Source organism: Psychromarinibacter sp. S121 (assembly GCF_049801035.1).
Lineage (GTDB): Bacteria > Pseudomonadota > Alphaproteobacteria > Rhodobacterales > Rhodobacteraceae > Psychromarinibacter.
The window spans coordinates 369,625-383,141 of the sequence record NZ_JBNAGE010000003.1 but is presented as its reverse complement, the minus strand read 5'-3'; the positions used below and the strand labels follow the sequence as shown (position 1 = coordinate 383,141).

The 13,517-nt window shown below is 64.3% G+C and carries 14 protein-coding genes; 3 read left to right on the top strand and 11 right to left on the bottom strand.

Going from position 1 to position 13,517, the window contains the following annotated elements; genetic code table 11:
- Window positions 1-96 precede the first annotated feature (96 nt).
- Window positions 97-585: a DUF4174 domain-containing protein gene (locus ACP156_RS15565; protein WP_425052272.1), complete on the top strand. Its 489-nt coding sequence runs from the start codon at window positions 97-99 to the stop codon at window positions 583-585.
- 1 nt (window position 586) lies between these two features.
- Here ACP156_RS15565 and ACP156_RS15560 read toward each other — a convergent pair whose 3' ends face one another.
- From ACP156_RS15560 to ACP156_RS15520, 9 genes are all read right to left on the bottom strand, one after another.
- On the bottom strand, window positions 587-2,164 hold the full coding sequence (locus ACP156_RS15560; protein ID WP_425052271.1) for a hypothetical protein: 1,578 nt from the start codon (window positions 2,162-2,164) through the stop codon (window positions 587-589).
- Window positions 2,161-4,206, bottom strand: a complete 2,046-nt coding sequence (locus ACP156_RS15555) for an acetyl-CoA carboxylase biotin carboxylase subunit (protein ID WP_425052270.1) — start codon at window positions 4,204-4,206, stop codon at window positions 2,161-2,163. Before ACP156_RS15555 ends, ACP156_RS15560 begins: the two co-directional genes overlap by 4 nt.
- A 132-nt stretch (window positions 4,207-4,338) precedes the next feature.
- Window positions 4,339-4,548, bottom strand: a complete 210-nt coding sequence (locus tag ACP156_RS15550; protein WP_425052269.1) for a hypothetical protein — start codon at window positions 4,546-4,548, stop codon at window positions 4,339-4,341.
- A 352-nt stretch (window positions 4,549-4,900) separates the two neighbouring features.
- Window positions 4,901-5,248 carry a hypothetical protein gene (locus ACP156_RS15545; RefSeq protein WP_425052268.1) on the bottom strand — a complete coding sequence of 116 codons (348 nt, stop codon included), beginning with the start codon at window positions 5,246-5,248 and terminating at the stop codon, window positions 4,901-4,903.
- Window positions 5,249-5,317: 69 nt separating this feature from the next.
- On the bottom strand, window positions 5,318-5,458 hold the full coding sequence (locus ACP156_RS15540; RefSeq protein ID WP_275632882.1) for a hypothetical protein: 141 nt from the start codon (window positions 5,456-5,458) through the stop codon (window positions 5,318-5,320).
- 214 nt (window positions 5,459-5,672) lie between these two features.
- On the bottom strand, window positions 5,673-6,062 hold the full coding sequence (locus tag ACP156_RS15535) for a DUF6497 family protein (RefSeq protein WP_425052267.1): 390 nt from the start codon (window positions 6,060-6,062) through the stop codon (window positions 5,673-5,675).
- The gene (locus ACP156_RS15530; RefSeq protein ID WP_425052266.1) at window positions 6,059-6,787 is read right to left on the bottom strand and encodes a class I SAM-dependent methyltransferase; all 729 of its coding nucleotides are present in this window, start codon (window positions 6,785-6,787) and stop codon (window positions 6,059-6,061) included. Before ACP156_RS15530 ends, ACP156_RS15535 begins: the two co-directional genes overlap by 4 nt.
- Window positions 6,787-7,134 (bottom strand): hypothetical protein, encoded by a 348-nt coding sequence (locus ACP156_RS15525; protein ID WP_425052265.1) that lies wholly within the window; start codon window positions 7,132-7,134, stop codon window positions 6,787-6,789. Before ACP156_RS15525 ends, ACP156_RS15530 begins: the two co-directional genes overlap by 1 nt.
- A 7-nt stretch (window positions 7,135-7,141) precedes the next feature.
- The gene (locus ACP156_RS15520) at window positions 7,142-8,674 is read right to left on the bottom strand and encodes an acyl-CoA carboxylase subunit beta (RefSeq protein WP_425052264.1); all 1,533 of its coding nucleotides are present in this window, start codon (window positions 8,672-8,674) and stop codon (window positions 7,142-7,144) included.
- 180 nt (window positions 8,675-8,854) lie between these two features.
- Here ACP156_RS15520 and ACP156_RS15515 point away from each other — a divergent pair, with 180 nt between their 5' ends.
- Both ACP156_RS15515 and ACP156_RS15510 read left to right on the top strand, forming a co-directional pair.
- The gene (locus tag ACP156_RS15515) at window positions 8,855-10,081 is read left to right on the top strand and encodes a multidrug effflux MFS transporter (protein ID WP_425052263.1); all 1,227 of its coding nucleotides are present in this window, start codon (window positions 8,855-8,857) and stop codon (window positions 10,079-10,081) included.
- 43 nt (window positions 10,082-10,124) lie between these two features.
- Window positions 10,125-11,525: a helix-turn-helix domain-containing protein gene (locus ACP156_RS15510; protein WP_425052262.1), complete on the top strand. Its 1,401-nt coding sequence runs from the start codon at window positions 10,125-10,127 to the stop codon at window positions 11,523-11,525.
- On the opposite strand, the gene ACP156_RS15505 is transcribed toward ACP156_RS15510, so the two are convergent.
- Both ACP156_RS15505 and betA read right to left on the bottom strand, forming a co-directional pair.
- Entirely contained in the window at window positions 11,522-11,773 is a 252-nt protein-coding gene (locus ACP156_RS15505; RefSeq protein WP_425052261.1) for a YdcH family protein, read from the bottom strand. The genes ACP156_RS15510 and ACP156_RS15505 overlap by 4 nt on opposite strands.
- A 90-nt stretch (window positions 11,774-11,863) precedes the next feature.
- Window positions 11,864-13,513, bottom strand: a complete 1,650-nt coding sequence (gene betA / locus ACP156_RS15500; protein WP_425052847.1) for a choline dehydrogenase — start codon at window positions 13,511-13,513, stop codon at window positions 11,864-11,866.
- Between the last annotated feature and the right edge of the window lie 4 nt (window positions 13,514-13,517).

Sequence of the window (13,517 nt, the reverse complement as noted above, 5' to 3'; positions counted from 1 at the left end):
GCTGCGGGTGCGCGCGGGTCACAGTTTCCGGCGCGGGTGCCTTGGCCCTTCGTTTTCGCGGCCTGCCATCCTATATGCGAATAAGCAGGAGGACGAATGGCCAAGGTCTTGACTTCAGTATTCATTGTCTGCGTCGCCGCGTCTGCGTGGGCGCAGGAAGCAGGGGTGATGACGGTCACCGACGAGGCCGACCCCGAGGTCGCGGCGGCCACCGTCGAGGACACACTGTTCTTCGAGGCGACCGAGGTCTCGCTGGACGAATTCCTGTGGACGAAGCGACCCGTGGTCGTCTTCGCCGATACGCCTGCCGATCCGCGATACGTCGAACAGCTTGAGCTTTTGCGCGCCCGGCCGGACGCGCTGATCGCGCGCGACGTCGTGGTGATCATCGACGCCGATCCTTCCGCCAACTCGGACGTGCGGCGCACGCTGCGGCCCCGCGGGTTCCAGCTGACGCTGATTGAAAAGGACGGCCGGGTGAACCTGCGCAAACCGCTTCCGTGGGACGTCCGAGAGATCACGCGCGCCATCGACAAGTGGCCGCTTCGGCAGGAAGAAATCCGCAAAGGGCGTGCCGCCGAATAGGTCATGCCGCGGGCTCCTCGTCCGAGGGGTCCGTAAAGGTGAACCGCGCGCCCTCGGGCAGACCCTCGGCCCAGGCGCGAAGCTTTTCCGTATAGGCCTCGGGCTCTGCATCGGCGCTGAGCCAGAACACCACCTCGTCAGAGCCAAGGTAATTCACGTGGACATCGGTGTGCAGAACGCCGATGCGCTGCCAGCCCTCGCCCATCTCTTCGTCGCGGAACCAGTCGCCGGCATAAAGCATGGCAAGCTTGATCCCGTGTTCGGCAGCCTGAGCGCCAGCCCAGCCGGGCACGTTCTCTCCGGCCTCGATCAGCCGCATGATATCGGCGTTCGCGAGCCCCCAAAGGTCCAGCACGTAATCCGGGTTGTGCCACGCGACATAGCCGATGTCGTTCACGGCGACCGGCTCGTTCAGGAAGTCCTTGGCAAAGCGGGCCATCTGGCCCTGCTGGACGTGGATCGGGCGGCTTGCACGGGGATACTCGGCCACCACTGTCGGCAGATAGAACACGCCTGCCAAAGCGACGGGGACGGCGGCGACAAGACGCGGCACCACGGTCGGCGCAAGCGGAGCCGCCGCCAGCAGTCCGGCGGACATGGTGGCAAGAATGTATATCTCGTACCGGTCGAACCATCCGAACTTGCCCAGCAGCACATGGCCGACCCCGGCCAGCGCAACGGTCAGCAGCAGTATGCGGCGCGGGGCTGTGCGGATACCCGGCAGGAACATCATCCCCAGCGCCAGCAGGAAAGACAGCAACAGGATCTGCCCCGGCGGCTGGTGCATGGCGGTATAAAGCTTGAAGCGGAAGTACTCTAGCGGGCCGCCGCTAACGACCTCGCCCGCGGTCATCTTGAAGCGCACCGAGCTTGGCACCGGGTCCAGCCCCATCGACCACAGCAACGCGCAAAAGCCCATGACCGGCAGAACCGCAAGCAGGCCAAGCCCGATGCCGGCGCGCACGCGACCCAGCAGCAGCACCGCCAAAGCTGCCGCCAGCGCCAGCGCCATCCCCTCGAACCGCAACAGCGGCGCAAGAAGGATGCCCAGCACCAACAGCGGGGTGAGGCGATCTTCGTCCGTCAGGATCAGCAGCCCCAGCAAGATGGCAAGGCTCGCGGCGGTGTGGAGCATGTGCTCCATCCCGGTGAATGCGAGCCCGGTCATGTTCAGCGCCACCGGCCCGGCGATGGCCAGCACCACCCCAAGCCCCCCGCGATAGCCCGCCTGCCACAGGATGCGACCCCACAGCAGCGCCGCCGCGACAAGGCCGACGACGTTCCAGAACAGCGGCAGATACCGCTGCACCGCGCTTTCCGCGAACGGTGTCAGCAACAGCGGATAGATCGGCGACGAAGCGGCGGCGGCGATCTCTCCGTCATTGACGCCATAACCGCCGCTTGCGATCTGCTCTGCGATGGCGAGGTGGATATAGGGATCGTCCAGCGGGTATTCGAAAACGCCCGCGATCATCCACGCCGCGACCTGTAGCGCGAAATGCGCCAGCACCGCCGCCCCTGCCGCCAGAAGCGGCAGGCGCCACGCAGTGCCTTGGTTGATCGCGGCGGAGTGGGTCATTCGAACTCCATGATCACTTCATCGACGGCAAGGCTGTCGCCCGCCGCAGCGTTGACCTTGGACACGACGCCCTTGCGCTCGGCGCGCAGGATGTTCTCCATCTTCATCGCTTCGATGGTGCATAGCGCCTGACCTTCCTGCACCTCCTGCCCCTCTTCCACGTCGATCTTCACGACAAGGCCGGGCATCGGACACAGCAGCATCTTCGACGTGTCGGGCGGCAGCTTCTCGGGCATCAACCGGGCCAGTTCCGCCTGCCGTGGCGTGCGGACGTGAACCTTCAGGTCCGCACCTCGGCTGCGGACGCGGAACCCGTGGCTGATCTTTCCGACTTTCATCACCAGCGGCGAGCCGTCGACCGTCAGGTCCGCAAGCGCGTCGCCGGGGGTCCAGTCGCCCTCGACCCGGTGCGTCGCGCCGTCCTCGAAGGTGACGGTCGAGCCATTGCTGTCCGGAGCGACCTGGACCGCGAAGTCGTGGCCCTGCAGGTTGACACACCAATGGCGGCCTACCTTGCGTTCGTGGTTGTCCATTCGCCCCGAGATGCGGGTGCGCCGGATTTCCGAGACAAGGTTCATCGCGGAACACGCCGCCGCGATCCGGCGCAGCGCCGCTTCATCCAGTTCAACGCCCTCGAACCCTTCGGGGTATTCCTCGGCGATAAAAGCGGTGGTGATGTTGCCCGAGGTGAACCGCGGGTGGTCCATCACCGCCGACAGGAACGGCAGGTTGTGGCCGATGCCCTCGACCTCGAAGCTGTCCAGCGCCACGCGCATCGCCTCGATGGCTTCGTCCCGTGTGCGGCCCCACGTGCAAAGCTTGGCGATCATCGGGTCGTAGTACATCGAAATCTCGCCGCCTTCGTAGACGCCGGTATCGTTGCGCACCGCGACCTCGGCGGACGGCGCATCGCCCTGCCACTTCCCGGTTTCCAGAAGCGGGCCCGCGGCCTGCTCCATGGGCGGGCGATAGCGGGTCAGGCGACCGATCGACGGCAGGAAGTTGCGATACGGGTCCTCGGCATACAGCCGGTTCTCGATGGCCCAGCCGGTGATGCCGACATCCGCCTGCGAGATCGAAAGCTTCTCTCCGGCGGCAACGCGGATCATCTGTTCCACAAGGTCGACACCGGTGATCAGTTCGGTCACCGGGTGTTCCACCTGCAGACGGGTGTTCATTTCGAGGAAGTAGAAGTTCTTGTCGCCGTCGACGATGAATTCGACCGTCCCGGCGCTGGCATAGCCCACGGCGGCGGCAAGCGCGCAGGACTGTTCGCCCATCGCCTTGCGGGTCTCTGCGTCAAGGAACGGCGACGGCGCTTCTTCAACGACCTTCTGGTTGCGCCGCTGGATCGAGCATTCACGCTCGTTCAGATAGATCGCATTGCCGTGCCCGTCGGCCAGAACCTGGATCTCGATGTGGCGCGGCTGGGTGACGAACTTTTCGATGAAGATACGGTCATCGCCGAAGGAACTGGCCGCCTCGTTCTTGGACGACTGGAAGCCCTCGCGCGCCTCCTGCTCGTTCCACGCGATCCGCATGCCTTTGCCGCCGCCACCGGCGGACGCCTTGATCATCACCGGATACCCGATCTCGGCCGAGATCTTAACCGCCTCTTCCGCGTCCTCGATCAGCCCCATGTAGCCCGGAACGGTGTTCACCCCGGCTTCCTGCGCGATCTTCTTCGAGGTGATCTTGTCGCCCATCGCCTCGATTGCCTTCACCGGCGGACCGATGAACGCAACGCCAGCCTTGTCCAGCGCTTCGGCGAACTTGGGGTTCTCGGACAGGAAGCCATAGCCCGGATGAACCGCCTCGGCGCCGCTGTCCTTGATCGCCTGCATGATCTTGTCGATCACGATATAGGACTGGTTGGCCGGCGGCGGGCCGATATGAATTGCCTCGTCCGCCATCTGCACATGCAGCGCGTGCTTGTCCGCGTCGGAATAGACCGCAACCGTGGCAATTCCCATCTTGCGCGCGGTCTTGATGACCCGGCAGGCGATCTCGCCGCGGTTGGCGATGAGTATCTTCTTGAACATCTCCCGTCCCTCTTCCTCCTTGGCGGTCAGGCAATCGCCGTTCCGCAACGCGAAAAGCCGCCCGGGCGCATGGCTCGGACGGCTTCGATCACGGCGGCACACGGCCGCCCCTGGCTCAGACTGGCGCTGGGATCAGCGGCAGTTGGCCTGTTTGACGTACTGGCAATAGGCGACGTTGCCGGCTGCACCGACGATCGCGCCGGTGACAGGGTCGACACCCGTAAGGAGAGCGGCGCCGGTACCGGCGCCAGCGCCGAAGATGCCTTGCTCCAACGAAGTGTCACCACAGGCCGAAAGGCCCAAAGCCGCGACCAGAAGCGCGGCGGAAAGCTTGATGCGCATTGGGATGTGCCCTTGTTCTTTACTGCTCTGGGACGATCTAGCGCCCGAAGCGGCAAAAATCCAAACGCGACTGCAATTAAACGCGATTCATAGGCAGGTTGCCGCCTAGAATTCGACGTTTTCGCGGTATCCGGAGACAAGGGTGACGGTCTGGCCCGGGGAAGGCCAGACCGTCTATAAGGGGAAGGGTAACGGTCGAGTCGCGCCCCGGCATTCAATACCGGCCGAAGCCACGGCTCGAGGCTGAGACTGTACCCCGCAAAAGATTCTGCATAGGCCGCCGTGGGCACGGCCTGATGTTGCGCCGTTTCCCGCCGAAATTGTATTGGCTCATGCGGAAAAGCGCCGATCATCAGTCGAAATCCAGTTCGGGAAACGCGGCGCGGGCGGCATCGGCATCGATGCGCAGAAGCGAGTCGTAGCTGGCGGGATCGAAAGGGTCTTCGACGGCTACCACTTCGCGACCGAACAGCCACGACAGGCGTCCGGCGTCGAGGTTGCCTCGCTCGAAGGGCTCGTCTCTGAAGTAGTCCCACAGCGCCTGAAGAAAGCCCGCGTCCGCGCGCTTGTCGGCGGGACGGCGGTCGGCGAATCGTTCGCGACGCGTGATCGGTGTCACCCCGCGCGGGTTCGCCCGGCGGATCACGAATTGATAGTCTGTGCCTGGAAGACGTCCGGGAAACCCTCGATGCTTCAGCATCCTCGTCCCTCCCGGTGCGGGACGATCAGGGAGTCCGGGACGGGCGCGAGCGCCCGTCCCGTCCGAAGATTACTTGTACTTGCCGGTGTAGACCGGTTCGATCGTAATCGGCTCGGGATCGATGTAGACGGGTTCTTCCTCTTGCTGGGCGCAGGCCGCAGCGAAGGCAACGAGGCCAAAGGCGAGAACCAGTTTGACGCTTTTCGACATCCTAGTCTCCTGTCGTAAAGATGGAGGCCGAACGCTGACTCTGCAGCGCGAGACCTCCCATTCAGGGTACAGGTCACTGTCCGGTAACCTCCCGTGACGATAGAACATTCGTGACTAAAAGGAAATTCCACCCGAGCGAGGGAGTGGTTTTGTGGCACCGTTGCATCAAGTGCCCCCCGGCGACCGCCTAATGGCGCTAGATATTGTGTCCGCATCAGAATGCCTCCCAGATACAGCGATCGCCTTCGATGCTATAAGCTTCGAAAAACTGGGTAATTTCCGGATTTGCCACCCCGAATTCCGACGGTTTGTCGGATAGGGAAATAACCACTTGCGAGGGCCTCGGACCGAGGTTCGGAAGGCGGGGAACCGCGTAGGATCGGCAAAGAAATTCCATGTCCGAGGCAGCTTGCGCAAATGTGATCTTGCCTTCCGCGTGTCCGATGTCCGGTGCGACGAATCGGAAACGCCACGTCAAGCCCTTTGGTCCCTTCGCGTCGCGGATCACTTCGGCGAACTCTACCGGCTGGCCCGACGGGACCTCGACCGGCTCTGCCGCAACGGGGCCGGCAAGGGCCCAGAACGCAATCGCCGACAGCCTCATGACTTGTCCCATTTTTTCACCAAGACCCGTTTCAGGCCGGGTTTGGCCTGCAAGACTCGCACTTTTCCAACATTCTCCAGTTTCGCGATGTTCTCATCCGCCTCTGATGCGCGAAGGTCCAGAACGATCGCACCGCGCGGTGTCACGGCGTGTTCGAAGAACGGCAGATACATATCGACCGGGTAGTGAAATCCGCAGGACAGGAAGCTGACGGCGATGTCCACGCGCGGCCCGTCCGGAAGATCCTCTTTCAACGGATTCCACGTCGCGATTCGGTCGCGCGCCACGCCGTTCGCTGACAGGAAATCGACCGCGGCCGACAGGTCGGCATAGCCCGCTCCCTGCTCGGCGAAGCCGAAGTGCCGCTCTTTGGTTTTCTCGATGTCGATCAGCAGCAGATCGCAGTTCAGCGCGCGAGCCGCGAACAGCCCGAACAGGCCGTAGCCGCAGCCGATGTCCGCGATGCGCTTGTGATGCACGCGTTCCAGCAGTCCGCGCACTTCCTCGAATTCCTCGCTGATGATCTCTGCGGCGCTGTTCACGTAGTCGGCGCCGTTTTCGGCCACCGCCATCTGTAGGGGTTCGTCGTCGCCCGCCTCCCAATCGCGCACGACGTCATAGGCGGCGCGCGAGTAGCCCAGCACGTCCGAGCGCTGCAGGACGACGTTCATCCGGTCGCGCCGCGACAGCGGCGACACGTCGAGTCCCCCCTCCATCATCGGCATCAGCGGCTCCCCCGCCCGGCATGGCGGGCCCAGCGCGCCCGCCTCTCCGGTTCCGCCAAAAGCGATGCAAGGCGGGCTTCCAGCGCGCCGCGTGCCACCCGGCCCCCGTCGATCCGTCCGCCGGCCCTCAGGCGCAGGCCCTCGCCCGCGGACGAAACCTCGACCACGGGAGAAAAACCGCGCACCGATTGCAGTGCGCGCCAAACGTCCTGACGGACCTGCCTTGCCAACCGGCGCCGCGACACCTTCGGGAACGCCGTCTCTGCCACCACGTCGAAGCGCGGCGGCAGTCGGCGGCAGAGCGTCAGCGTCTCGCCCTCGATCATATGCCAGTCGTTGCGGCTCACCGGTGGCTCACAAGGGGATGTTGTCGTGCTTTTTCCACGGGTTCGACAGCTTCTTGTTGCGAAGGCTGGCGAAGGCCCGGCTGACCCGCCGGCGGGTCGAGCGCGGCATGATCACCTCGTCGATAAAACCCTTCTCGGCGGCGACGAACGGGTTGGCGAAGCGGTCCTCGTAGTCGGCGGTGTGACGCGCGATCTTCTCTGCGTCGCCAAGGTCGGCGCGGTGCAGGATCTCGACCGCGCCCTTCGCGCCCATCACCGCGATCTCGGCGGTGGGCCACGCATAGTTGAAATCGCCGCGCAGATGTTTGGACGCCATGACGTCATACGCGCCGCCATAGGCTTTGCGGGTGATGACCGTGACTTTCGGCACCGTCGCCTCGCCATAGGCGAACAGCAGCTTGGCGCCGTGCTTGATGACGCCTCCGTATTCCTGCCCGGTGCCCGGCAGGAAGCCCGGCACATCGACCAGCGTCAGGATCGGGATCTCGAAGCAGTCGCAGAACCGGACGAACCGCGCGGCTTTCTTCGACGAGTCGATGTCGAGGCAACCCGCCAGAACCATCGGCTGGTTCGCGACGATGCCAACCGTCTGCCCTTCCAGCCGAACAAATCCGGTGATGATGTTCTTCGCGTGGTCTTCCTGGATCTCGTAAAAGTCGCCCTCGTCCGCGATCTTCAGGATCAGTTCCTTCATATCGTAGGGCGTGTTCGGGTTGTCCGGGATCAACGTGTCCAGCGACGCCTCTTGCCGGTGCGGGTCGTCGAAGAACGGACGCACCGGGGGCTTTTCGCGGTTGTTAAGCGGCAGGAAGTCGACCAGCCGCCGAACCTCGGCCAGCGCTTCGACGTCGTTCTCGAACGCGCCATCGGCGACCGAGGACTTCTTGGTGTGGGTCGACGCGCCGCCAAGTTCCTCGGCCGTCACGACCTCGTTCGTCACAGTCTTCACCACGTCGGGGCCGGTGACAAACATGTAAGAGGTGTCGCGCACCATGAAAATGAAGTCGGTCATCGCCGGGGAATAGACCGCACCGCCGGCGCAGGGCCCCATGATCACAGAGATCTGCGGCACCACGCCCGAGGCCATGATATTGCGCTGGAACACGTCGGCATAACCGGCAAGCGAGGCGACGCCTTCCTGAATGCGCGCACCGCCAGAGTCGTTCAGCCCGATCACCGGAGCGCCGTTCTGCACCGCCATATCCATGATCTTGCAGATCTTCTGAGCGTGGGTTTCCGATAGCGAACCGCCGAACACGGTGAAATCCTGGCTAAAGACATAGACCATCCGGCCGTTGATCGTGCCCCATCCGGTCACGACGCCGTCGCCGTAGGGGCGCTGTGTCTCCATCCCGAAATCGGTGCAGCGATGCGCAACGAACATGTCGAACTCTTCGAACGATCCCTCGTCCAGCAGAAGTTCGATCCGTTCGCGTGCGGTCAGCTTGCCCTTGGCGTGCTGGCTGTCGATCCGCTTTTCGCCGCCACCAAGGCGGGCCTGCTCGCGACGGCTTTCCAGCTCTTGCAGGATATCCTTCATGCGCTTGCCTCCGTTCCCGTTCGGCGGCAACCTACGCGAGGGAACCGCGTGCGGGAAGCGATTTCCGGTAAATTTGCAAATACTTGGCAACCCGCCGTCAGCATATTGCAAATCCGCAAACCGACTGGCCTGCCGAGGTCACAGATGGACAACACCCGGTTGCCGGAATAATGGATGCCAATGACACGTAATAACAGTGTCCGTTTTCTGGACCGTTCCACACCGCCCCATATCTTCACGCTAATCGTGATGGCCAGCACCTCGGCGCTGACCATGAACATGTACCTGCCGTCGCTGCCAAAGATGACCGAACATTTCGGCACCGAGTATGCCGTGATGGCGCGGTCTGTGACGCTGTTCCTGCTGGGCAACGCGGTACTGCAGCTGTTTATCGGCCCCGTGGCGGACCGTTACGGCCGCCGTCCGGTGATGCTGGGCGGCCTCGCCATCTTCATCGTGGCCACCATCGGTTGCCTTCTGGCCCCCAACGCGGCGGTCTTCCTGACCTTCCGCCTGATGCAGGCGTTCATCGTGGTCGGCATGGTTCTAAGCCGGGCCGTGGTGCGCGACACCAACGATCAGGCGAATGCGGCGTCGATGATCGGCTACGTTACCATGGGCATGGCCGTCGTTCCGATGCTGGCCCCGGCACTTGGCGGGCTGCTGGACGAGTGGTTCGGATGGCAGGCGAACTTCTACGCCTTCCTGCTGTTCGGCATCGCGACCTTCCTGCTGATCTGGGCCGATCAGGGAGAGACGAACCCGAACGCCGGCACAAGCTTTCGAGACCAGTTGCGCGACTATCCCGAGTTGCTGTCCTCGCCCCGGTTCTGGGGCTATGCGCTGGCGGCGGCATTTTCGTCTGGCGCGTTCTTTTCCTACGTCGGCAGCGCGCCGTTCGTCGGGTCGGACATCTTCGGCCTCAGCCCCTCTGCACTTGGCATCCTGTTCGGCGCGCCCGCACTGGGCTACGTGTTCGGCAACTACCTGACCGCGCGGTACAGCGTCCGGATGGGGATCAACAAGATGATCATCGTCGGCTCGTCCATCTGCGCGGCGGGTGTGACGGTTTCGTTGCTGGTGTTCCTTGCCGGCTTCGGGTCCGCGTTCACCTTCTTCGGCTTCATGTGTTTCGTGGGCTTCGGCAACGGCATGGTTCTTCCGAACGCCATCGCCGGCACCCTGTCCGTCCGCCCGCACCTGGCAGGCACGGCCAGCGGCCTTGGCGGTGCGCTGATGATCGGCGGCGGCGCCGCGCTGGCGCAGCTTGCGGGTGAGATGCTGAGCGTCGAGACGGGCCCCTACCCGGTGCTCTGGATCCAGATCATCACCTCTATCCTCGGCGTGCTGTCGATCGTCATGGTGATCCGGCGCGAGCGGCAACTGGGGATTGCCGGGGCCGATTAGCGCCTGCTAAACCCGTTTTGCTAATCTGCAAACCGGAGGGGGCATGCCGAAGCGGAAACTCTATGCCGGAGCCAAGCTGCGCGAACTGCGCGGCAGGCTGGAACTGACCCAGAAGAGCTTTGCCGAGAAGCTGGGCGTTTCGCTGCCCTATCTGAACCAGATGGAGAACAACAACCGCCCGATCTCGGCGGCGGTTGTGCTGGCGCTGGCGCAAGAGTTCGGGTTGGACGTCACCGAACTGTCGACCGGTGATGCCGAGCGGATCGTGGTCGACATGCGCGAGGCGCTGGCCGATCCGGTCTTTGCCGAAAGCACCCCGCCGCTGGCCGATCTGCGGCTGGTCGCGTCGAACGCCCCGGCGCTGGCGCGGGCCTTCCTGTCGCTGCACCGCGCCTATCGCCAGACCCACGAACGGCTTGCCTCGCTGGACGAGGCGCTGGGGCGCGAGGGCAGCACGGTGCAGCCCTCGCCGTGGGAAGAGGTCCGGGACTTCTTCCACTATTGCGACAACTACCTCGACGCGATCGACCGCGCGGCGGAACGGTTTGCAACGTCCGGAGACACCTCGGGAGACATCCGTGACACCGCATCATCGCATCTGTCCGACCTCGGAATCACCGTGCATTTCCAGAAGACTGGCGCGGTTCGCTCGTACGATCCAACGGGCAAGGTTCTAAGTCTGTCGGACCGCAGCCCGGCAGAAACGCAGAGATTTCAACTTCTCCATCAAGTCGCGCTGCTTTCACATAACGATCTTCTCGAAGCGACGCTGGACCTTGCGCGGTTCCAGACCGAAGAGGCGCGCGGCATCGCGAAGATCGGACTGGCCAACTATTTCGCCGGCGCCGCCCTGATGCCCTATGCCCGGTTCCTTGCCGCCGCGCAGGAACATCGCCACGACCTTGAAATCCTCGCCGACCGGTTCGGCGCCTCGATGGAACAGGTGGCGCACCGGCTGTCGACGATGCAAAGGCCCGGCGCCAAGGGCGTGCCGTTCTTCTTCGTGCGGGTGGATCAGGCCGGCACGATCACCAAACGCCACTCGGCCACGCGGTTGCAGTTCGCGCGGTTCGGCGGCGCCTGTCCGCTGTGGAACGTGCATCAGGCGTTCGAGCAGCCCGAAAGGTTCCTGCGCCAGCTTGCCGAAACGCCCGACGGGGTCCGCTATCTGTGCCTGTCGCGCGCGGTTTCGAAGCCCGGCGGCAGCTTCCACGCGCCGGTGCAGCGCTATGCCATTCAGCTTGGTTGCGAGATTCGCCATGCCGAGGCGCTGGTGTACGCGGATGGGATGGACATCAGCCGCCGGACCGCTTTCGAGCCGATCGGCATCTCATGCCGGATCTGCGAGCGGCGGGACTGTCATCAAAGGGCCGTCCCACCTTTGGAACGGCCCCTTAGCGTGGACCCCGACACGCGCGGGGTCCTTCCTTACAGGATCGGCTAGCCGATCTCGGCCGGCGCGGCGAGGATGCGGTACAGCTCATCCTTCAACGCCATCCGGCGCTTGCGCAGCTCCATCTCGGCCAGTTCTTCCATCGGCGCGACATTCGTTTCGGCCTGATACACCTTGCGGTTCAGCTCATCATACTCGCCAAGCAGCCGGGCGAAGTGGGCGTTGCCCTGCTTGAGCTGGCGGATGCGGTCCGCGAATTCCGGGAATTCGGCGGCGAGTTCGTGCGGGACTTGGGACATGTCCGTCTCCTCTCATTGGTCTGGACCGATCCTAGCCGCCCGACTCGGGGCGCTCTTTGACGCGGATCAAATGAATGATGTTAACCGCAATTACCTTTGCGACACCTCCCACGCCGGGTTGAGCCACGGCTGAAGGTTTTCCGGCGGCAGCGGGGTGCGGCCCAGCACGTGATCCGCGGCCTTCTCGCCCACCATGATAGAGGGGCCGTTGGTGTTGCCGTTCGGGATGCTGGGAAAGACCGAGCTGTCCGCCACGCGCAGGCCGTCCACCCCGATCACCCGGCATTCCGGGTCGACCACGGCGGTCGGGTCGTCGCGGCGGCCCATGCGGGCGGTACCGCAGGGGTGATAGGCGCTTTCGACATGCTCGCGGATCGCCTCGTTCAGCGCCTCGTCGGACTGGACGTCCGGGCCGGGCTGCAATTCGTCACCGGCATAGGGGGCGAAGGCGTCCTGCTGGAAGATCTCGCGGGTCAGGCGGATGCAGGCGCGGAAGTCGCGCCAGTCGTCTTCGTGGCTCATGTAATTGAAGCGGATCACCGGCGCGTCCGAGGGATCGGCGGACCGCAGGGTGACGGCGCCGCGCGACTTGGACCGCATCGGACCGACATGCGCCTGAAAGCCGTGGCCGCCAGCCGCCGCCTGACCGTCGTACCGCACGGCGAGCGGCAGGAAGTGATACTGGATGTCGGGGTATTCCACACCGGCGCGGGACCGGATGAACCCGCAGCTTTCGAACTGGTTCGACGCGCCCGGCCCCTTGCGGGCAAACAGCCACTGGGCGCCTGCCAGCGCCTTGCCGAACGGATTCCACCACGAATACAGGCTGACCGGCTGGGTGGCGCGCATCTGGATGTACATCTCAAGATGGTCCATCAGGTTCTGCCCGACGCCCGCGCGGTCGGCGACGACCGGGATGCCATGCTTTGCCAGTTCCGCGCCGGGGCCGATGCCGGACAGCATCAGCAGTTTCGGCGTGTTGATCGAAGAGGCCGACAGGATCACTTCGCGACGGGCGCGCAGCGTGACGGTCTTGCCGCCCTGCTTCACCACGACCCCGGTCGCGCGGCCATCCTCGATGACCACCTTCTGGGCAAGGCCCTGCACAAGGTGGCAGATCTGCCGCTGCAATGCGGGCTTCAGATACGCATCGGCGGCGGACCAGCGGCGGCCGCGCCAGATGGTGGCCTCCATCGCGCCGAAGCCTTCCTGTTGTTCGCCGTTGTAATCCTGGGTGACGGGATAGCCCGCCTGTTCCCCGGCTTCGACGAAGGCCTGCACCAGCGGATTGTCCCGCGGTCCGCGCGAGATGTGCAGCGGCCCGTCGGTGCCGCGCCAGCTTGACGTCTCCGGCCCGTGCCAGCTTTCCATCCGCTTGTAATAAGGCAGCACCCCGGCATAGCCCCAGCCATCCGCGCCCATCTCGGCCCATGTGTCGAAGTCGCGCGCATGCCCGCGCACGTAGACCATGCCGTTGATCGAGGACGAGCCGCCGATCACCTTGCCGCGCGGCGTTGCCATCCGGCGGCCGCCAAGGTTAGGCTCGGGCTCGCTGGAATAGCCCCAGTCGTAGCGCTTCATGTTCATCGGATAGCTCAGCGCGCCGGGCATCCGGATGAACGGCCCGGCATCGGTACCGCCGAGTTCGACGATCAGCACGGAGTGCCCCGCTTCGGTCAGGCGATAGGCCATGGCGCAGCCCGCCGATCCGGCACCAACGATGACGAAATCCGCCTGCATCATT